Origin of the sequence: Candidatus Microbacterium colombiense, from assembly GCA_029203165.1 — a bacterium.
GTDB classification, from domain to species: Bacteria; Actinomycetota; Actinomycetes; order Actinomycetales; family Microbacteriaceae; genus Microbacterium; species Microbacterium colombiense.
Genome location: CP119308.1, coordinates 3,089,962 through 3,109,150, shown reverse-complemented (window position 1 = coordinate 3,109,150; position 19,189 = coordinate 3,089,962). Strand labels below are relative to the sequence as shown.

Genomic DNA, 19,189 nt, shown 5'->3' with positions numbered 1-19,189 from the left:
TTTGCAGGCGGTCGAGGTCGGTGCCTCACCACCGTGAGGCGCCTCGTACACACCAAGGAGTGACCATGGCGCAGAAGGATGCATCGGTTGCCGAGCTCACGAAGTCATTCGAGAACTCGTCCGCCGTTCTGCTGACCGAGTACCGCGGTCTGACGGTTGCCCAGCTCAAGGAGCTGCGCAACAGCATCCGTCAGGACGCTGAGTACGCCGTGGTGAAGAACACGCTGACCAAGATCGCTGCCAACAAGGCTGGGATCACTGCGCTGGACGACGACCTCAAGGGTCCGTCGGCTGTCGCTTTCGTGCACGGTGACTTCGTCGCCACCGCCAAGGCTCTGCGTGACTTCGCCAAGGCCAACCCGCTTCTCGTGATCAAGGCCGGCATCTTCGAGGGCAACGCCCTCTCTGCCGACGAGGTCAACAAGTACGCCTCCCTCGAGAGCCGTGAGGTTCTGCTGGCGAAGGCTGCGGGCATGATGAAGGCGACGATGGGCAAGGCTGCGGCCACCATCGACGCGCTTCGCGAAAAGCTGGAGACCGCAGAGGCCGCGTAAGCGTCCGAGCGATCTTTTTCACAAACCCCATCTATTAGGAGATACATCATGGCGAAGCTTTCCACCGAGGAGCTGCTCGAGCAGTTCGCCGGCCTGACGCTTGTCGAGCTCAACGACTTCGTGAAGGCGTTCGAGGAGAAGTTCGAGGTCACCGCTGCTGCACCCGTCGCCGTTGCCGGCGCAGGCGGCGCGGGCGCTGCTGAAGAGGTTGAGGAGAAGGACTCCTTCGACGTCATCCTCGAGGCTGCCGGCGACAAGAAGATCCAGGTCATCAAGACGGTCCGCGAGCTCACCTCGCTGGGCCTCGGCGAGGCCAAGGCCGTCGTCGACGGTGCTCCGAAGGCTGTGCTCGAGGGCGCAACCAAGGAAGCCGCCGAGAAGGCGAAGGAGGCCCTCGAGGCTGCCGGCGCCACGGTGACCCTCAAGTAATCAGCGTCTCAACGCGTTGTCGAAGGCCCCGGGTTCGCCCGGGGCCTTCGTGCGTTCCAGCCACCTGTGCGCTCAGCGGGGCGGGGCGGTGGAGCTGCGCACGACCAGCGCGGATGCCGCGGCCACGTGTTCGAGCGGAGCATCCGGCTCGCTCATCCGCAGCGTCAGCAACCGCACCGCTTCGTGGCCCTGCTCACGCGGCGACTGCCCGATCGTGGTGAGTGCGAACATCTCCGCATGCTCGTGGTCGTCGATGCCCACGACACTGAGCTCGGTCGGCACGGCGATGCCGAGTCTGCGAGCGGCGATCACGGCGCCGATCGCCGCCTCGTCGCACACGCCGACGATCGCGGTCGGGCGTCGCCGTCGATCGCCCAGGAGGCCGGCGGCCGCGGTGTATCCACCCGGCATCGTGGGCGGGGCGCCGGCGACTCTGGCATGAGCGGAGAGCCCTGCCGCCTGCAAGGCGCCCTGGTACCCCTCGAGCCGTCGCGCATCGCCGAAGCTCAGGTGTCCGGCATCCGAGGATCCTCCGACGAACGCGATGTCGGAGTGCCCCAGCTCGATCAGATGCTCGGTCGCGATCCTGGCGGCAGCGGTGTCGTCGATCGACACCGAGCTGGAGCCCTCGCTGTACGGCCCGACGCTCACCAGCGGGCGTCCCGTGCGCTGCAGGCGCTCGAGCTCGCGCGCACTCGGTTGGATGCCGACGGCGATGATGCCGTCGAACCGTCGACCGGGGAGCACGTTCTCGAACAGCCGCTCCCGGGTGTCCGATCCCTCGGGCACCCCGTAGAGCGACAGGTCGTAGTCGAGCGCGAACAGGGACTCCTGCACCCCGGCCAGCAGCTCGGCGAAGAACCAGCGGTCGACAGGTGGCATCACGATGCCGACCGTGCGGGTCCGTCCGGTGGCGAGGCTGGTGGCGGAGGAGTGGGCGACGTAGGCGAGCTGCGCCGCGGCCTCCTCGACGCGGCGACGCGTCTCCTGCGACACGTATCCCCGTCCGGTCAACGCGCGACTGGCCGTCGCCTTCGACACGCCTGCCCGCGCGGCGACATCCGCGATCGTGCTCATCGGTCCTCCTCGACCAAGCCGGCGCCAGTGCGCCGGGTGCGTGCGCCAGAGGCGACGTGCGGAAGTCATGGTAGCCGTTCCAGGCCGAGAAAGGAACCGGTTCCACACGATTCGCGCGGGAGCGCTCCCATCCGGTCGTAGGACGCCGCGGGAATGGTTGCGAGCTTGTGATACTTCCTTATTGCCCCGGGCGGTGGAAGGCCAGTAGGTTTACCTGGAATCGGTTCCCGATCGACGCCGGGGGTGGCGTCGAACGAGGTAGGGGCCGTGAACTCGAAGAGGAGAATTCACATGGGTCTTTCGCAGCGTTCCAGGCGGTTCGCACCGCTCGCTCTGCTGGGGGTCGCGGGCATCGCGCTCGCCGGATGCGGCGCTCCCGGCGGTGCGCCGTCGGGCGGCGGCGGTGGCGGTGGCGATGACAAGACGGTCACCATCTACGGCACGATCGTCGACGATGAGGCGAAGCTCCTCGCGCAGTCCTGGGAGGACTTCGAGAAGGAGAACGACATCACGATCAAGTACGAGGGCAGCCAGGACTTCGAGACGCAGCTCGGCACCCGCGCACAGGGCGGCAACCCGCCCGACATCGCGATCTTCCCGCAGCCGGGTCTGTTCGCGGACTACGCCTCGCGCGACCTGCTGAAGCCCGCTCCGGACGCGGTCAAGAAGAACGCGGAAGACGGCTGGACCCAGGGCTGGATCGACTTCGGCACCTATGACGGAACCTTCTACGGCGCGCCGCTGATGGCCAGCGTCAAGGGCTGGGTCTGGTACTCGCCGACGAAGTTCAAGGAATGGGGCGTCGAGCAGCCGACGAGCTGGGAAGAGCTCCTGACCCTCACGAAGACGATCCAGGAGAAGACCGGCAAGGCACCGTGGTGCGCCGGCTTCGAATCGGGCGTCGCGACCGGTTGGCCCGGAACCGACTGGATCGAGGACCTCGTGCTCCGCAACGCCGGTGCCGACGTCTACGACCAGTGGGTCAAGAACGAGATCCCGTTCACCGACCCGCAGATCAAGTCCGCATTCGACGCGACGGGCGAGCTCCTGCTGAACCCGGACTACGTCAACGCCGGCTTCGGTGACGTGCGCTCGATCAACTCGACCGCGTTCGGTGACGTGGCGCCTGCTCTGGCCAAGGGCGACTGCGCCCTGACCCACCAGGCCTCGTTCCTCTCCGGCTTCTTCCCGGAGGGCACGAACATCGCCGAGGACGGCGACGTCTGGGCTTTCCTGCTCCCGAGCAAGAGCCCCGATGAGACCTTCATCACCGGTGGTGGCGAGATCGTGGGCGCGTTCAGCGACTCCGAGGCCACGCAGAAGGTGCTGGAGTACCTCTCCAGCCCGGAGTGGGCGGACAGCCGTCTGGCGCTGGGTGGAGTCACCTCGGCCAACAAGGGCGTGAACGTCGACGCCGTCGAGAACCCCATCCTGCAGGAGTCGATCAAGCTGCTCCAGGATGACTCGGTCACCTTCCGCTTCGACGGATCCGACCAGATGCCCGGAGCGGTCGGCTCCGGCACGTTCTGGAAGGGCATGGTCGCCTGGATCAACGGAACCTCGACAGACGAGGTGCTGACCCAGATCCAGACGGGCTGGCCGTCGAGCTGATCGGATGAGGAGGGCCACCCGGTGGGTGGCCCTCCTTCTCACACCCGGTCCGCGCAAGGGTGCGCGGACCGTTGATCAGTTCCGCCTGATGAAGGGAATTCCGTGAACGCGACAGTGTTCTTCCAATGGATCGGGGCACTTCCCCCGATCGCGCAGGCTCTCGCCGTGGTCATCGCCTTCGCGGTGGTCGTCGTGGTGATCCTGCTTCTCGTCGACATCGCGCCGCGCAAGGGCGCGCTCTACACCGGCATCCGCCTCGCGATGTGCCTGCTCATCCCGCTCGCGGTGATGTGGTTCTTCAACTCCTACTACTGGGCGATGGGAGTCGCAGTCGCCGTCGGCGCACTCTTCTTCTTCCTGGACTATCGATCCCGCGACGGAGCGGGATACCTGATCCAACTGGTGGCCTTCATGGCGCCGGCGATGCTCCTTCTCCTGGCGGGGCTCATCCTGCCGTCGATCCAGACCGTGTACGCGTCGTTCTGGAACTCGACCGGCAGCGACTTCGTCGGCTTCTCGAACTATCTGTGGATCTTCACGCAGTCCGACGGTGTCAGCTCGGTAGTGAACACGGTCGTCTGGGTGCTCCTCGTGCCGACGCTCTCCACCCTGATCGGTCTCGCCTACGCGGTCTTCATCGACAAGACGCGCGGTGAGAAGGTCTACAAGCTGCTCGTGTTCATGCCGATGGCGATCTCGTTCGTCGGTGCCAGCATCATCTGGCGCTTCGTGTACGCCTACCGTTCCGAGGAGTTCGAGCAGATCGGTCTGCTGAACCAGATCCTGGTGTGGCTGGGCGGGGAACCGCAGCAGTTCCTGCTCAACGGACCCTGGAACAACCTGGCGCTCATCGTCGTGCTCATCTGGGTGCAGACCGGTTTCGCGATGGTCGTGCTCTCGGCGTCCATCAAGGGAGTTCCGGCGGAGCTGCTCGAGGCAGCCGAACTCGACGGCGCGAACGCCTGGGAGCGCTTCTGGTCGGTGACGATCCCGTCGATCCGGCCGGCACTCATCGTGGTGCTGACCACGATCTCGATCGCTTCTCTGAAGGTGTTCGACATCGTGCGCACCATGACCGGAGGAAACTACGGGACGTCGGTGCTCGCGAACGAGATGTACACCCAGTTCTCGAAGTTCGAGGCGGGACGCAGCGCAGCGCTCTCCGTCATCCTGTTCATCCTGGTGCTGCCGATCGTCATCTACAACGCGCGCCAGATCAAGAAGCAGCGGGAGATCCGATGACCGACACCGTGAAGTCAGAGACCGGAACCAGCACGAGGGCGATCACGACCGGGGGCCGCTTCGAAGCATCCGCCGGCCGCGCCCGCAAGCGGCTCAGCCGGCCATGGGCGACGGTCGCATCGATCGTCATCGCCGTGATCTGGACGATCCCCACGGTGGGACTGTTCATCTCGTCGTTCCGCAACCGGGACGCGATCGACAGCTCCGGGTGGTGGACCGTCTTCACCGATCCGCAGCTGACGCTCGACAACTACGCCGCGGTGCTGGAGTCCGGCACCACGCAGCTGACCATCCTGGAGTCGTTCTTCAACTCCATCGTGATCACCATCCCCGCGACGATCATCCCTCTGATGATCGCGGCGATGGCGGCGTATGCGTTCTCGTGGATCGAGTTCAAGGGACGCAACGCGCTGTTCATCTTCGTGTTCGCGCTGCAGATCGTGCCGATCCAGATGGCACTCGTGCCGCTGCTGTCGTCGTTCTCGCGAGGCATCAACCTGTTCGGGCTCCAGGTCACCCTGGGCCTGGATGTCGCCGGGGGCTACGCGCAGGTCTGGATCGCCCACACGATGTTCGCGTTGCCGCTGGCGATCTACCTGCTGCACAACTTCATGTCGGAGATCCCCGGCGAGATCATCGAGGCGGCACGCGTCGACGGTGCGTCACGCGGACAGATCTTCTTCCGCGTGGTGCTGCCGTTGACGATGCCGGCGATCGCCTCCGTGGCGATCTTCCAGTTCCTCTGGGTCTGGAACGACCTGATCGTCGCCCTCGTGTTCGCCGACGGTGGCGCATCGCCGATCACCAAGGTGCTCGCCGAGATCACCGGTCGCGGTGAGGGGTGGTACCTGCTCACCGCGGGTGCCTTCGTCTCGATCATCGTTCCGCTGATCGTGTTCTTCTCGCTCCAGCGCTACTTCGTGCGCGGGCTGCTGGCGGGATCGACCAAGGGATGACATCGGCGGGCCCGCGAGCCCGCCTGCGAGGAACGGATGCCGTGATCGGGCGCAACACAGTCCCGATCACGGCATCCGCGCACGTACCCTGAACTCATGAAGTACGCAGACTCGATCGTCGACCTCGTCGGCGACACGCCCCTGGTGAAGCTCCAGCACGTGACCGAGGGCGTCGAGTGCACCGTGCTGGTCAAGCTCGAATACCTCAACCCCGGCGGCTCGGCGAAGGATCGCATCGCCTCGCGCATCATCGATGCCGCCGAGGCATCGGGCCAGCTGAAGCCGGGCGGCACGATCGTCGAGCCGACCAGTGGCAACACGGGCGTGGGCCTCGCCCTGGTGGCGCAGCAGCGCGGATACGGCTGCGTCTTCGTCGTGCCGGACAAGGTGGGCGACGACAAGATCGACGTGCTGCGCGCCTACGGCGCCGAGGTCGTGGTGACCCCCACGTCGGTCGCCCCCGACAGCCCGGAGTCGTACTACAGCGTGAGCGATCGTCTGGCCCGCGAGATCCCGGGGGCCTTCAAGCCCAACCAGTACGAGAACCCCAACGGACCGCGCAGCCACTATGAGACCACCGGGCCCGAGATCTGGCGCGACACCGACGGCGCGGTGACGCATTTCGTCGCCGGAGTGGGGACCGGCGGCACGATCACCGGCACCGGCCGCTACCTGCGGGAAGTGTCGAACGACGCGGTGCGCATCGTCGGCATCGACCCCGAGGGGAGCGTGTACAGCGGCGGGACCGGGCGCCCCTACCTCGTGGAAGGCGTCGGCGAGGACATCTGGCCGGGCACCTACGACCCGAGCGTGCCGCACGAGATCGTGGCGGTCGGCGATGCGGAATCGTTCGCGATGACCCGACGCCTCGCGCGCGAGGAAGGCATCCTCGTCGGCGGATCCAGCGGCATGGCGGTGGTCGGTGCGCTGCGCATCGCCCGCGACCTGCCAGCGGATGCCGTGATGGTCGTGCTGCTCCCCGACGGCGGACGCGGGTATCTGGGCAAGATCTTCAACGACGGCTGGATGCGCTCCTACGGCTTCAGTGACGTGGAGGGCGGGGAGACCGTCTCCGATGTGCTCACGGCGCGCGCGGCACGGCAGGGGGAGGGGATCCCCGATCTCGTGCACGCGCACCCCACCGACACCGTGCTCGAGGTGATCCGCATGATGACGGAGTACGACGTCTCACAGCTCGTCGTGCTCAGTGCGGAGCCGCCCGTCATGATGGGCGAGGTCGTCGGCACCGTCGATGAGAAGGGGCTGCTCGATCGACTCTTCCGAGAAGAGGCGAAGCCGACCGATGCGATCGGCGAGCACACCTCCGAGCGGCTGCCGCTGATCGGCATCCATGCTCCGGTCGCCCAGGCGCGGGCCGCGCTCGCCGAGGCCGATGCCCTGCTGGTGACCGAGGGCGGCAAGCCGCACACCGTGCTGACACGACAGGATCTGCTGGCGTATCTCTCGCGCTGACGCGTGACGTAACAGGGGCGGCTGCCCAAGCTGCGGCGGCCGTAGGCTGGGGGCATGTCCGAGCATGCTTTCGCCACCCGAGCCATCCACGCGGGCCAGGAGCCCGACCCCCGGACCGGGGCGATCATCCCGCCGATCTACCAGGCCTCCACGCACGTGCAGGACGGCATCGGCGGATTCCGCGAGGGGTACGAGTACAACCGGGCGGGCAACCCGACCCGATCCTCGCTCGAGACCCAGCTCGCGGCTCTCGAAGGGGGTGCGAGTGCGCTCTCGTTCGCATCGGGCCTCGCCGCGGAGGACGCGCTGCTGCGCGGCATCCTGAAGCCCGGCGACCACGTGCTGCTCGGCAACGACGTGTACGGCGGCACCTACCGTCTGCTGACGCGAGTGCTGGCGCCCTGGGGCGTCGAGACGACCACGGTCGAGCTCGCGGATCTCGACGCGATCCGGGCCGCCATCCGTCCGCAGACCAAGATCGTCTGGCTGGAGACCCCCAGCAACCCGTTGCTCAAGGTCGTCGACATCGCGGCCGTCGCCGAGGTCGCCCACGACGAGGGCGCGATCCTCGTGGTCGACAACACCTTCGCGTCTCCCGCGCTGCAGTTGCCTCTCGCGCTCGGCGCCGACCTGGTCGTGCATTCGACCACGAAGTATCTCGGCGGACACTCCGACGTGCTGGGCGGTGCCGTCGTCTTCAGCGACGACCGCTTCTTCGAGCCGATCAAGTTCCAGCAGTTCGCGGTCGGTGCGGTCTCCGCGCCTCTCGACGCCTGGCTCACCACCCGCGGTATCAAGACGCTCGCGATCCGCATGCGTCAGCACTCCGAGAACGCGCAGGCGATCGCGGAGTGGGCGGCATCACGACCCGAGTTCGCGCAGGTGTTCTACCCCGGGCTGTCGTCGCACCCCGGTCACGACGTCGCCGCGCGGCAGATGAGCGGCTTCGGCGGGATGCTCTCGCTCGGTCTCGCCGCCGGTGCCGACGCCGCGCGCGCGTTCGCCGAATCGACAGAGCTGTTCCAGCTGGCCGAGTCGCTCGGCGGCGTGGAGTCGCTCATCGGCTATCCGCCGGACATGACCCATGCCTCGGTGCGCGGCACGGCTCTCGCCGTTCCGGAGAACATCGTGCGCCTGTCGGTCGGCATCGAGGACGTGAGCGATCTGATCGCCGACCTCGAGCAGGGGCTCGCCCGCCTGACGCGCTGACTCTTTTTCGCCCCGGACGGGGTGAGGATGCCAGGGCGGCGGTAGCATGGATTCTTCCCCTCGGTCGAATCGATTCGACCGCGCTTCCCCTGAAATCCGGAAGGACCCTGTGTCCGACGCCCCCCGCACCGACGCTCTCCGCACTGACGCTCCCCGCACCGACGCCGTCCCGTCGACCCCGCCTGCCGAGCAGACCTCGACCGGCAGCATCCGCATCCCCTCGGCGACGGGCGCGATCCGCACCCTCGGATCCAACCCCGCCACGGCGCCCATCATGCTCCACCCTGGCGACTCGATCTCGAACCGTCGCCGCGTGCTGTACATCCTGCTGCTCGGCGCGCTCACGGCCCTGGGCCCCTTCACGATCGACCTGTACCTCCCGGCTTTCCCCGTACTGGAACAGGACTTCCAGACCACGGCTGCCGCGATCCAGCTCACGCTGACAGGCACGATGATCGGATTCGCCCTCGGGCAGCTGCTCGTCGGACCGCTCAGTGACAAGGTCGGTCGTCGCATCCCGCTCATCGTCGTCACCGCCCTGCATGTGCTGGCCAGTGTCGGTGCCGCGTTCGCTCCCTCGCTCGAACTGCTCAGTGTCGCCCGCGTGCTCATGGGCATGGGCGCCGCGGCCGGCGGTGTGGTGGCGATGGCCATCGTGCGTGACCTGTTCGGCGGTCGCCGGCTGGTCGTGATGCTCTCGCGCCTCGCCCTCGTGTCGGGCGTCGCCCCGGTCGTCGCCCCGCTGATCGGCTCGTGGCTGCTCACGCTCATGCCGTGGCGGGGCATCTTCGTCGTGCTCGCGGCCTACGGGGTGCTGATGCTGCTGTCGACGATCGTCTTCATCCCCGAGACGCTGCCGGTGGCCCGACGCCAGGAGCGCGGAGGGGCGACCGTGCTGCAGCGCTATCGCTCGGTGTTCTCCGATCGGGTCTTCATCGGCGTGCTGATCATCGGCGGCATGACGTTCTCGGGGCTCTTCTCCTACCTGTCGGCGTCGCCGTTCCTGTTCCAGCAGACGCATGGGCTGGACGCCCAGCAGTACGGGCTCGTGTTCGCGGTGAACTCCCTCGGCGTGGTGCTCGGCGTGCAGACGGCGTCGCGCCTGGCCGCGCGGTTCGGCCCGCAATGGGTGATGGCGTACTCGACCGCGGCGCTGCTGATCGCGGCCGTCGCGATCGTCGTGACCGACCAGCTCGGCCTCGGGCTGTGGGGAACGATCATCCCGCTGTTCTTCTTCATGACCGCGTGCGGGTTCACGTTCCCGAACGTGCAGGTGCTCGCTCTCGATCGTCATGGCAAGGCCGCCGGGACCGCGGCATCGATCCTCGGGGCGACGAACTTCGGCGTCGCCGGGCTCATCTCGCCGGTGGTGGGGTGGATCTCGAAGGACGCGGGGATCACCGCCACCACGATGGCCTCGGTCATGGTCGGGTGTGCCACGATCGGCATCCTGGCGCTCTGGTTGATCGTGCGCCCGCGGACGGTCGGCATGCTCGCTCCCTGAGCGTTCAGGCGGCATCCGTCATGATGGGACGATGAACAGACGGATGCTGCTGTGGTGGGGCGTGGGATCGCTGGTGGTCGCCACGGCGATCGGCGCCGCGGTGGTGTTCGGGCTGTCGGAGCCTCCGGGGTTCGACGTGTGGTGGAACACCACGATCGCCGCGGTGCGCACCGAGGGCATGTTGACGTTCGCCCTCGCGCTCAACGCGATCGGCGGGGGATGGATCGCGATCCTCGCCGTACCCCTCCTGGTGATCCTCTCCCTGGTGATCGCGCGACGATGGCGGGCCGCCGTCTTCGCCGCGCTGTGCTTCACCGCCAGCGCGGGTGCCGTGCAGCTTCTCAAGCACCTGTTCGGCCGTGCGCGCCCCGACGACATGCTGGTCGCGAGCGACTTCGGCTCCTTCCCCTCCGGGCACACCGCGAACGCCGCGACGATCGCGATCGTGCTGTGGATCGTCTTCCCGCGCGCGTGGGTCGCTCTGGTCGGAGTGGCCTGGATGATCGCGATGGCGCTGTCGCGCACGCTGCTGTCGGTGCACTGGGCGACGGACACCTTCGGCGGAGCACTCGTCGGGGCGGGGACCGCCCTGGTGCTCGCCGCCTGGCTGCTGCCGTGGGTGCAGCGACGGCACCAGGCTACGGTTGATCCGGCGTTAGGCTGAGTGTTTCCGACCCCTTCCGAGGAGCCTTCCGTGTCACGCATCCGCCCGTATCGACCCGCAGATCGCGACGCCCTGTACGAGGTGTGCGTGAAGACGGCGGATGCCGGGGGAGATGCGACCGGGCTCTTCTCCGATGATCGGCTCTGGGGTGATATCTTCGCCGTCCCCTACGCCGAACGGCATCCGGACCTCGCGTGGGTCGTGGAGAGCGATGGTGAGCGGGTAATCGGCTACATCGTCGGCACTGACGACACCGACGCCTTCGAGCAGTGGTTCCGCGACGAGTGGTGGCCGGCGTTCCAGGAGGGCTTCCCCGAACCCGTCGAGCCGACCACGCGCGAGGAGCGGATGCTCGGCTACGCCTACGGGCGCGGTCCGGGGAAGGAAGCGAACGCCGCGCAGTATCCGGCGCACCTCCACATCGATCTGCTGCCGGAGACGCAGGGCCAGGGGCTCGGGCGACGGCTGATCGAGACGCTGTTCGCCGAGCTCACCCGCCGAGGCGTGGCGGGGCTGCATCTCGGCATGGACCCGAACAACACCGGCGCCGCAGCGTTCTATGAGCGGCTCGGCATGGTGGCCTTGCCGACCGCTCCGGGCGGTCAGAGCTTCGGCGTGCGATTCTCCGACTGAGCAGGCGAGGGTCCGGTTTGACCGGCGACGCCTCAGCCGAGGATCATGAGGCTTTCGGGCGTCCACAGCGACGCGATCAGTCAGGAGCAGGCATGAAGCGCGGGTCGAATCTTCCTGCCGTCGGGGTCTACAACCAGGCCCTGGTCTTCGACCTGATCCGTCGATCCGAAGAGGGACTCAGCCGGAGTGAGCTCGCGGAGAAGACCGGTCTCGCGACGCAGACGCTCAGCAACGTGACGCGGCGGCTCGCGAACGAGGGGCTGATCCACGAGGTCGGCAAGGTGATCTCGGGTCCGGGGAAGCCGCGTGTGCTCCTCGCCCTGCGCCCGCATTCGCGGTTCGCGGTCGGTGTGCACCTCGACCCCGCGGTCGACACCATCGTCGTTGTCAATGCGGCCGGTGACGTCGTGGCGCGGGTGGAGCAGGCACCCGGCGGTGCGGATGCCGAGCCCGACCGGCTCGTGGGGCGCATCGCACACAGCATCACGGAGCTGATCGACAGCGTCGACCTCCGCGGCGGACACGTGCTGGGGATCGGCGTCGCCGCGCCCGGCCCCTTCGATCGTGAGGCCGGCCGGCTGCTGAACCCGCCGCTGCTCCCCGCGTGGCACAACGTGGGCGTGCGCGAAGAGATCGAGCGCGCCAGCGGTCTGCCGACTCTGCTCGAGAAGGACGTCATCGCGACGGTCGTGGGGGAGAACTGGTTCGATGCCGATCAGGAGCTCGCCGATGCGATGTTCCTGTACTACGGAGCCGGACTCGGGCTCGGTCTGTCCGTGTCCGGGGCGCCCGTGCACGGGCGGACGGGCAACGCCGGGAACATCGCGCACATCGTCGTAGACCCGGCCGGTCCCCTCTGCGAGTGCGGATCGTACGGGTGCATCGGGGTCATCATGGAACCCCGGAGGCTGTTGGCTGAAGCCCGGGGTTCCGATGCAGGGGCCGCGGCCGATGCGACCCGGCAGCTCGAACTGCTCTCGAATCTCGCCGCCGAGGGTGACGAGCAGGTGATCCGCGTGCTGGAGCAGGCGGCGACGCACCTGGCGACCGCTCTGGTCGAGGTGAACAACCTGCTCGATCTCGGAATCGTGGTGCTCGGCGGACCCGCCTGGTCGCGGCTCGGCGGCACCCTGTTCCCCGTGCTCGAACGGGCGGTGCGCACGACGGCAGTGAGCACATCCACCCAGACCGTCGAACTGCGCCAGTCCCAGCTCGGGGCCGATTCTGCAGCCGTGGGGGCCGGATGCCTCGTTCTGGATGAGGCGTTCACCGCTCGGACGTCGCGCTTGATGATCGCGCACTGAGCTCACCCCGTCCGCGGGTCGAGCCGTCTTCGTGTCGTGACCCAACTGTTACATCTCGATCTCGACCTAGTTATCCCATTTGATAGGATTATCGATCGAGGGGCCTCAACAGCGAGGTCCGAATGCAAAGGAGCAGGTCAGATGCGAACCAAGCCACTCGCCGCCATCGCCGTCTTCGCGGCCGGTGCCGTCGTCCTCGCCGGGTGCAGCGCATCCGGCGGCGACGCGAACTCCGACAGCGGTGACCGCACGATCACGGTCGCCTATCAGAAGACATCGGCGTTCCACCAGCTCGATGACCTGCTGCAGAAGGTCAAGCCCGAGTTCGAGGCGGCGAACCCCGGCGTCACCGTGAAGCTGCAACCGATCGAGTCCGAGACCGACTACTTCACGAAGCTCGCACTGATGAACGGGTCGGCGGACACCGCGCCCGACGTCATCTACGAAGACACCTTCCAGCTGCGCTCCGACGCCGCGGCCGGGTACCTCCTCCCCATCGACGACTACCTCGCCGACTGGGACGACTGGAGCCAGTTCTACGATGCGGCCAAGGAGGCCGGCCTCGGAGGAGACGGCAAGACCTACGGCGTCTCGATGGGCACCGACACCCGCGCGATCTACTACAACAAGCAGATCTTCACCGCCGCGGGACTTCCCGCCGAGTGGCAGCCTGAGTCCTGGGACGACATCCTCGATGCTGCGGAAGCCGTGAAGGCTGCGGATCCCGACGTCATCCCCCTGAACATCTACGGCAGCAAGGGCGCGGGAGAGCAGACGTCCATGCAGGGACTCGAGATGCTGCTCTACGGCACCGAGTCCACGCTCTACGACACCGATTCGCAGAAGTGGAGCGTCGAGTCCGACGGCCTCACCGACGCGTTCGACTTCTACAGCTCCTTGTACGAGAACGACCTCGCGACCCCGCTCGATCTCGCACTGGACTCGACGATCGGCGGCCGTGTCTCGACCGAGCTCCTGCCGGAGGGGAAGCTGGCCATGGCGGTCGACGGATCCTGGCTCCCCGGCGGATGGATCGAGGGCGACGGCGCCTGGGACGGATGGGAAGACACGATCGGTCTGGCGAAGATGCCCACCAAGGATGGCGGAGACCCGGGATTCACCTCGATGTCGGGCGGCTGGACGCTCGCGGTCGGCGCGCAGACGAAGCACCCGCAGACGTCGTTCGATTTCGTCGCGATGGCTCTGAACCAGGAGAACTCGCTCAAGTACGGCACCGAGAACAGCCAGATCGCCGTCCGCGAGGACGTCGCGACCGATGACGCCTACCTCTCGTACAACCCCACGTTCGCGTTCTTCTCGGATCTCGTGCAGTACACGCACTTCCGTCCGACCACGCCGGACTACTCGCAGATCACCAGTGCACTCCAGCAGGCCACGGAGTCGGTGATCACCGGTGAGGCGACGCCGGAAGAGGCGTCATCCACCTACGACGCCGCGCTGACCAAGATCGTCGGCCAGGACAACGTCGAGTAGGTCGGACGCGTGACCACTGCACCTGCATTGCACGGCCTGGCCTCGGGTGACCCCGGGGCCAGGCCCAGGCCTCGGGGTCGGATGCGCGCGCTGCTGCGCTCCATCCCTCTGACGCCGGCGATCATCCTGCTGGCGATCTTCCTGCTCGGCCCGATCGCCTATGCGATCTGGGGGTCCATGACCAACCGGGCCATGACGGGTTATCGCGCAGCGAAGCCGGAGTTCGTCGGTCTCGACAACTACGTCGCGCTGTTCTCCGACGCGAACTTCTGGACCGCCCTCGGACTGACCGTGGTCTTCGTGCTCTTCTCCGCGATCATCGGTCAGAACGTGCTGGGGCTGGCGGTCGCCGCACTCATGCGTGCCGGCTCCAAGGCGGTCAACAGCATCGTCGGCGCCCTCATCGTTGTCGCGTGGGTGATGCCCGAGATCGTGGCGGCCTTCGCTCTCTACGCATACTTCTCCAAGGATGGAACCCTCAACGCCCTCCTCGAGGGCATCGGCATCCCGGCGGTGAGCTGGCTCATCGAATACCCCATGTTCGCCGTCATCCTCGCCAACGTCTGGCGTGGCACCGCGTTCTCGATGCTCGTCTACGGGGCCGCGCTCGCCGAGGTCTCCCCGGAGGTCATGGAGGCGGCGCAGATCGATGGGGCCAACACCGTGCAGCGCTTCTTCCTCATCACGCTGCCGATGATCCGTCGGTCGATCTCGACGAATCTCATGCTCACCACGCTGCAGACTCTCGGCACCTTCGGCCTGATCTGGGTCATGACCAAAGGCGGACCCGGAGTGTCCAGTTCGACGCTCCCCGTGCTCGCCTATCAGGAGGCGTTCCAGTACTCGCAGGTCGGATACGGCACGGCCATCGCCACCGTCACCCTCGTGCTGGGAGCGATCTTCGCCGTGTTCTACATCCGCATCCTCAAGCCGGAGGTCGACTGATGACCACGACAGAAGCCCTCACGACTCAGGCCATCGTGCGTCCGTCCAAGAAGCCGATCTCGGTGGCGACGCCGTCGAAGCGGCGCTCCGCCGGCCTCGCGAACGCGATCCTCATCGTCATCGGCGTGGTCTTCCTCGTGCCGATCGCGTGGATCGTCTTCTCCTCCGTGTCGCCCTCGGCGACCGTGTCGATCTCGGTGCCTGAGAGCATCACGGTCGACAACTTCGTCAGCGTCTTCGACTGGTCCATGACACTGCTGCCGCTGTGGAACTCGGCGCTGATCTCGTTCGGCACCGCGATCATCACGGTGGCGGTCGGCGTGCTCGCCGCGTATCCGTTGTCGCGTCACAACTCGCGATTCCAACGGGGCTTCATGTACTCGGTGCTGTTCGGATCGTGCCTGCCGATCACGGCGATGATGGTGCCGGTCTATGCGCTGTTCGTCCAGCTCAAGATGCTCGATTCGCAGGTGAGCGTCATCCTGTTCATGGCCGCGACCTCACTGCCGATGGCGATCTGGATGCTGAAGAACTTCATGGACTCGGTGCCCACCTCGCTCGAAGAGGCTGCCTGGGTCGATGGTGCCTCTTCCATGCGCGCGCTGTGGACCATCGTGCTCCCGCTCATGCGCCCGGGCATCAGCGTCGTCTTCATCTTCGTGTTCACGCAGGCGTGGGGGAACTTCTTCGTGCCCTTCGTGCTGCTGTTCAGCTCGGAGAAGATGCCCGCAGCGGTGGCGATCTTCACGTTCTTCGGAAATCACGGAGCCGTCGCCTACGGGCAGCTCGCGGCCTTCGCGATGCTCTACTCCGTCCCGATCCTCGTGCTGTACCTGGTCGTCCAGCGTCTGTCCGGCGGGAGCTTCGCGCTCGCCGGTGGCGTCAAGGGCTGAGCCGCGCCGGCATCCTCCTGTTCCTCCACTCAGAAAGCACGTCTCATGCATGACCGCACCGCGCTGATCGAAATGCGCATCGACCGATTCATCCGGGAGCGCCTGCGCCCGGCCCGTCACCGACTCCGCACGCCTCTCGAGGTGAGCGCGTGGGAGGCCCCCGGTGAGCCGGTGACGTTCGCCGAGGCCGTCGGCGCCGCGTACTCGCCGACCTCGGTCGGTTCGGCCTGGGGGCGCCCGTGGGGGACCACCTGGTTCCGCGTGCAGGGTGCCGTGCCGGCCTCCTGGCGGACCTCGTCGGGCGACCTGCCCGAGGACACCAGAGCCGAACTCGTCGTCGACCTCGGATTCACCGCCGGCCAGAGCGGGTTCCAGGCCGAAGCTCTCGTCTGGGGGCGCGATGGCGCTCCGATCAAGGGCATCTCTCCTTTCAACAACGCCGTCGCCGCCGCTGTGCGGGCCGACGGACAGGTGGACGTGCTGCTCGAAGCCGCATCCAACCCCGACGTCGGAAGCATCTTCACGTTCGATCCGACGACGCTCGGAGACCGTGAGACCGCAGGCACGGAGCCGATCTACGTGCTGCGTCAGGTCGACGTCGCGCTGCTCGACCTGACGGTCGACGCCCTCATCGCCGACACCGTGGTCCTCCGCGGTCTCCTCTCCGAGCTCGACGCGACCTCACCCCGACGTGCGCAGATCGTGCAGGCGCTCGATCGCATGATCGACATCGTCGACCCCCACGACGTCACCGCGACCGCGTCGCAGGGTCGCGAGGTGCTCCGCGACGTCCTCGCCAGCCCTGCCCACGCGAGCGCGCACGTGCTGCACGCGGTGGGGCACGCGCACATCGACTCGGCCTGGTTGTGGCCGGTGCGCGAGACGGCGCGCAAGGTGTCGCGCACGTTCTCGAACGTCCTCGCACTCATGGACGAGAACCCGGACTTCGTGTTCGCCAGCTCCTCCGCGCAGCAGTTCGCCTGGATCAAGGAGCGCTACCCGGAGATCTGGACCCGCCTGGTCGAGCGTGTGCGCGAGGGACGATTCGTGCCGGTCGGCGGCATGTGGGTCGAGTCGGACACGAACATGGTGGGGGCCGAGGCGCTCGCCCGTCAGCTGGTCGAGGGCAAGGGCTTCTTCCTGCGCGAGTTCGGCATCGACACCCCCGAGGTGTGGCTCCCCGATTCCTTCGGCTACAGCGGTGCACTTCCCCAGATCATCAAGGCGTCGGGATCGAAGTGGTTCCTGACGCAGAAGATCTCGTGGAACGAGACGAACCGGATGCCGCACCACACCTTCCTCTGGGAAGGGCTCGACGGGACGCGGGTGTTCACGCACTTCCCGCCCGTCGACAAGTACAACTCCGACGCGTCGCAAGCCGATCTCGCGCACGCCCAGCGCAACTTCCAGGACAAGGGACGCGCCAGCGCTTCGCTGCTGCCGTACGGCTACGGCGACGGAGGTGGCGGGCCGACGCGCGAGATGGTGGCCCAGGTCGATCGTGCGGGTTCGCTCGAAGGTTCGCCGGTCGCCCGGCACTCCACGCCTACTGCGTTCTTCGAGCAGGCCGAGTCCGAGTACCCGTCGCCCGAGGTGTGGAGCGGCGAGCTCTACCTGGAGTTCCACCGCGGCACCTACACCAGCCAGCTGCGCACGAAGCAGGGCAACCGCCGCAGCGAGCACCTGCTCCGTGAGGCGGAGCTCTGGGCCGCGACGGCCGCGGTGCGGGTGGGGCTGGATTATCCGGCCGCTCGTCTTCAGCGTCTCTGGCAGCTCGTGCTCCTGCAGCAGTTCCATGACATCCTCCCCGGGACCTCGATCGCCTGGGTGCACCAGGACGCGGAGCGCAACTACGCGCGCATCACCGAGGAGCTCGAGGAGATCATCGCCGCATCGCTGCGCGCACTCGTGGGCGACGGCACCCGCCGTCTCGTGGCGAACGCGGCCCCCCACGGGCATGTCGCCGTGGGCGCGCTCTCCGTGGGTGCGGCGGATGCGGTGAACGCCGTGGTCCCGGTCGCAGACGACGACGGGTTCGTGCTCGACAACGGCCTGATCCGGGCCCGGATCGACGGGCGTGGCGTGTTCACCTCGATCGTCGACCTCGCGAGCGGCCGTGAGGTCGTGCCGGCCGGGGAAGCCGCGGGGGTCTTCCACCTGCACCGCGACACCCCGACGCAGTGGGACGCCTGGGACATCGACGAGCACTACCGGCGCAACGTCGTCGACCTCGTGGACGTCGATGGCATCGCGGTCGTCGAGGATGCGATCGTCGTGACGCGCAGCTTCGGCGAATCGACGCTCGTGCACAGCATCCGGCTGGACGAGGGCTCGCGTACGCTGCAGCTCGCGGTCGACATCGACTGGCACGAGCGGCAGAAGCTGCTGAAGTTCAGCGTGCCCGTCGATGTGCACACCGATCACGCGGCGTCGGAGATCCAGTTCGGACACATCGTGCGTCCGACCCACACCAACACCTCGTGGGATGTCGCGCGATTCGAGACGGTCGCTCATCGCTGGGTGCGGGTGGGGGAGAGCGACTTCGGTGTCGCCGTCACGAACGACTCCACGTACGGCCACGACATCACCCGTCACGCACGTGAGGAGGGCGGCACCTATTCGACCGTTCGTCTCTCGCTCGTCCGGGCGGCGCTGTTCCCGGACCCTCAGCAGGACCAGGGCAGCCACCACCTCGAGATCGGTCTCGTAGTCGGAGGCGAGCTGGTCGACGCGATCGCCCAGGGATACCGCACGAACCTCGCTCAGCGCGAGATCGACGGTGCCCACGATGTCGAGGCGCTCATCGGGATCGACCATCCCGGAGTGATCGTCGAAGCGGTGAAGCTCGCCGAGGACGGCAGCGGCGACGTGATCGTGCGCCTGTACGAGGCCCTGGGTCGTCGCGCGGAGGCGACCGTCTCAGTCGGGTTCGCGAGTGCGGGAGCGGCGGAGGTCGATCTTCTCGAGCGGGAGATCGAGACGGCGGCGGTGAGCGGTCAGGACGACGCCGGCGTGCACCTGGCGTTGCGACCGTTCCAGCTCGTGACGCTGCGCCTGGCACGCGGCTGACCCAGGCCCACCGAACAGAGAAGGCCCCCGCTCGCGCGGGGGCCTTCTCCTTGTCTGGCGGTGACGGCGAGACTCCGGTGCTCGCTGCGCTCGCTCCTCCCCGAATCCCACGTACTCAACAAACGTCAAAGG

16 protein-coding genes are annotated in these 19,189 nt (G+C 67.2%); 15 read left to right on the top strand and 1 reads right to left on the bottom strand.

Annotated features, from left to right (window positions below; translation table 11 throughout):
- The first annotated feature begins 65 nt into the window (after window positions 1-65).
- Window positions 66-554, top strand: coding sequence for a 50S ribosomal protein L10 (rplJ, locus tag P0Y60_15165; protein ID WEK60624.1), 489 nt, complete (start codon window positions 66-68; stop codon window positions 552-554).
- 48 nt (window positions 555-602) lie between these two features.
- Window positions 603-983: a 50S ribosomal protein L7/L12 gene (gene rplL, locus P0Y60_15160; GenBank protein ID WEK60623.1), complete on the top strand. Its 381-nt coding sequence runs from the start codon at window positions 603-605 to the stop codon at window positions 981-983.
- A 72-nt stretch (window positions 984-1,055) separates the two neighbouring features.
- Here the strand turns inward: rplL and P0Y60_15155 are convergent, their stop codons facing one another.
- A complete protein-coding gene (locus P0Y60_15155) occupies window positions 1,056-2,060 on the bottom strand; it encodes a LacI family DNA-binding transcriptional regulator (protein WEK60622.1) in 1,005 nt (334 codons plus the stop codon).
- Between the two features lie 291 nt (window positions 2,061-2,351).
- Between P0Y60_15155 and P0Y60_15150 the strand changes: the two genes are divergently transcribed.
- The 13 genes from P0Y60_15150 (at window position 2,352) to P0Y60_15090 (ending at window position 19,057) form a co-directional block, all read left to right on the top strand.
- Window positions 2,352-3,671, top strand: coding sequence for an extracellular solute-binding protein (locus P0Y60_15150; protein ID WEK60621.1), 1,320 nt, complete (start codon window positions 2,352-2,354; stop codon window positions 3,669-3,671).
- Window positions 3,672-3,773: 102 nt separating this feature from the next.
- On the top strand, window positions 3,774-4,913 hold the full coding sequence (locus P0Y60_15145; GenBank protein ID WEK60620.1) for a sugar ABC transporter permease: 1,140 nt from the start codon (window positions 3,774-3,776) through the stop codon (window positions 4,911-4,913).
- A complete protein-coding gene (locus P0Y60_15140) occupies window positions 4,910-5,869 on the top strand; it encodes a carbohydrate ABC transporter permease (protein ID WEK60619.1) in 960 nt (319 codons plus the stop codon). Before P0Y60_15145 ends, P0Y60_15140 begins: the two co-directional genes overlap by 4 nt.
- Before the next feature lie 96 nt (window positions 5,870-5,965).
- Window positions 5,966-7,342 (top strand): cystathionine beta-synthase, encoded by a 1,377-nt coding sequence (locus tag P0Y60_15135; protein ID WEK60618.1) that lies wholly within the window; start codon window positions 5,966-5,968, stop codon window positions 7,340-7,342.
- A gap of 54 nt (window positions 7,343-7,396) precedes the next feature.
- On the top strand, window positions 7,397-8,551 hold the full coding sequence (locus P0Y60_15130; GenBank protein WEK60617.1) for a cystathionine gamma-synthase: 1,155 nt from the start codon (window positions 7,397-7,399) through the stop codon (window positions 8,549-8,551).
- A 109-nt stretch (window positions 8,552-8,660) separates the two neighbouring features.
- Window positions 8,661-10,055 (top strand): multidrug effflux MFS transporter, encoded by a 1,395-nt coding sequence (locus tag P0Y60_15125; GenBank protein WEK60616.1) that lies wholly within the window; start codon window positions 8,661-8,663, stop codon window positions 10,053-10,055.
- A 31-nt stretch (window positions 10,056-10,086) separates the two neighbouring features.
- A complete protein-coding gene (locus P0Y60_15120; protein ID WEK60615.1) occupies window positions 10,087-10,719 on the top strand; it encodes a phosphatase PAP2 family protein in 633 nt (210 codons plus the stop codon).
- 30 nt (window positions 10,720-10,749) lie between these two features.
- Complete coding sequence (locus tag P0Y60_15115) at window positions 10,750-11,352, top strand: GNAT family N-acetyltransferase (protein WEK60614.1); 603 nt, start codon at window positions 10,750-10,752, stop codon at window positions 11,350-11,352.
- 17 nt (window positions 11,353-11,369) lie between these two features.
- Window positions 11,370-12,656, top strand: a complete 1,287-nt coding sequence (locus P0Y60_15110; GenBank protein WEK60613.1) for an ROK family transcriptional regulator — start codon at window positions 11,370-11,372, stop codon at window positions 12,654-12,656.
- Window positions 12,657-12,797: 141 nt separating this feature from the next.
- Window positions 12,798-14,150 carry an extracellular solute-binding protein gene (locus P0Y60_15105; protein ID WEK60612.1) on the top strand — a complete coding sequence of 451 codons (1,353 nt, stop codon included), beginning with the start codon at window positions 12,798-12,800 and terminating at the stop codon, window positions 14,148-14,150.
- Between the two features lie 81 nt (window positions 14,151-14,231).
- A complete protein-coding gene (locus P0Y60_15100; protein WEK62933.1) occupies window positions 14,232-15,095 on the top strand; it encodes a sugar ABC transporter permease in 864 nt (287 codons plus the stop codon).
- Entirely contained in the window at window positions 15,095-15,988 is an 894-nt protein-coding gene (locus P0Y60_15095) for a carbohydrate ABC transporter permease (GenBank protein WEK60611.1), read from the top strand. The genes P0Y60_15100 and P0Y60_15095 overlap by 1 nt, the downstream gene beginning before the upstream one ends.
- A gap of 45 nt (window positions 15,989-16,033) precedes the next feature.
- Window positions 16,034-19,057, top strand: a complete 3,024-nt coding sequence (locus tag P0Y60_15090) for a glycoside hydrolase family 38 C-terminal domain-containing protein (GenBank protein WEK60610.1) — start codon at window positions 16,034-16,036, stop codon at window positions 19,055-19,057.
- The last annotated feature ends 132 nt before the right edge of the window (window positions 19,058-19,189 follow it).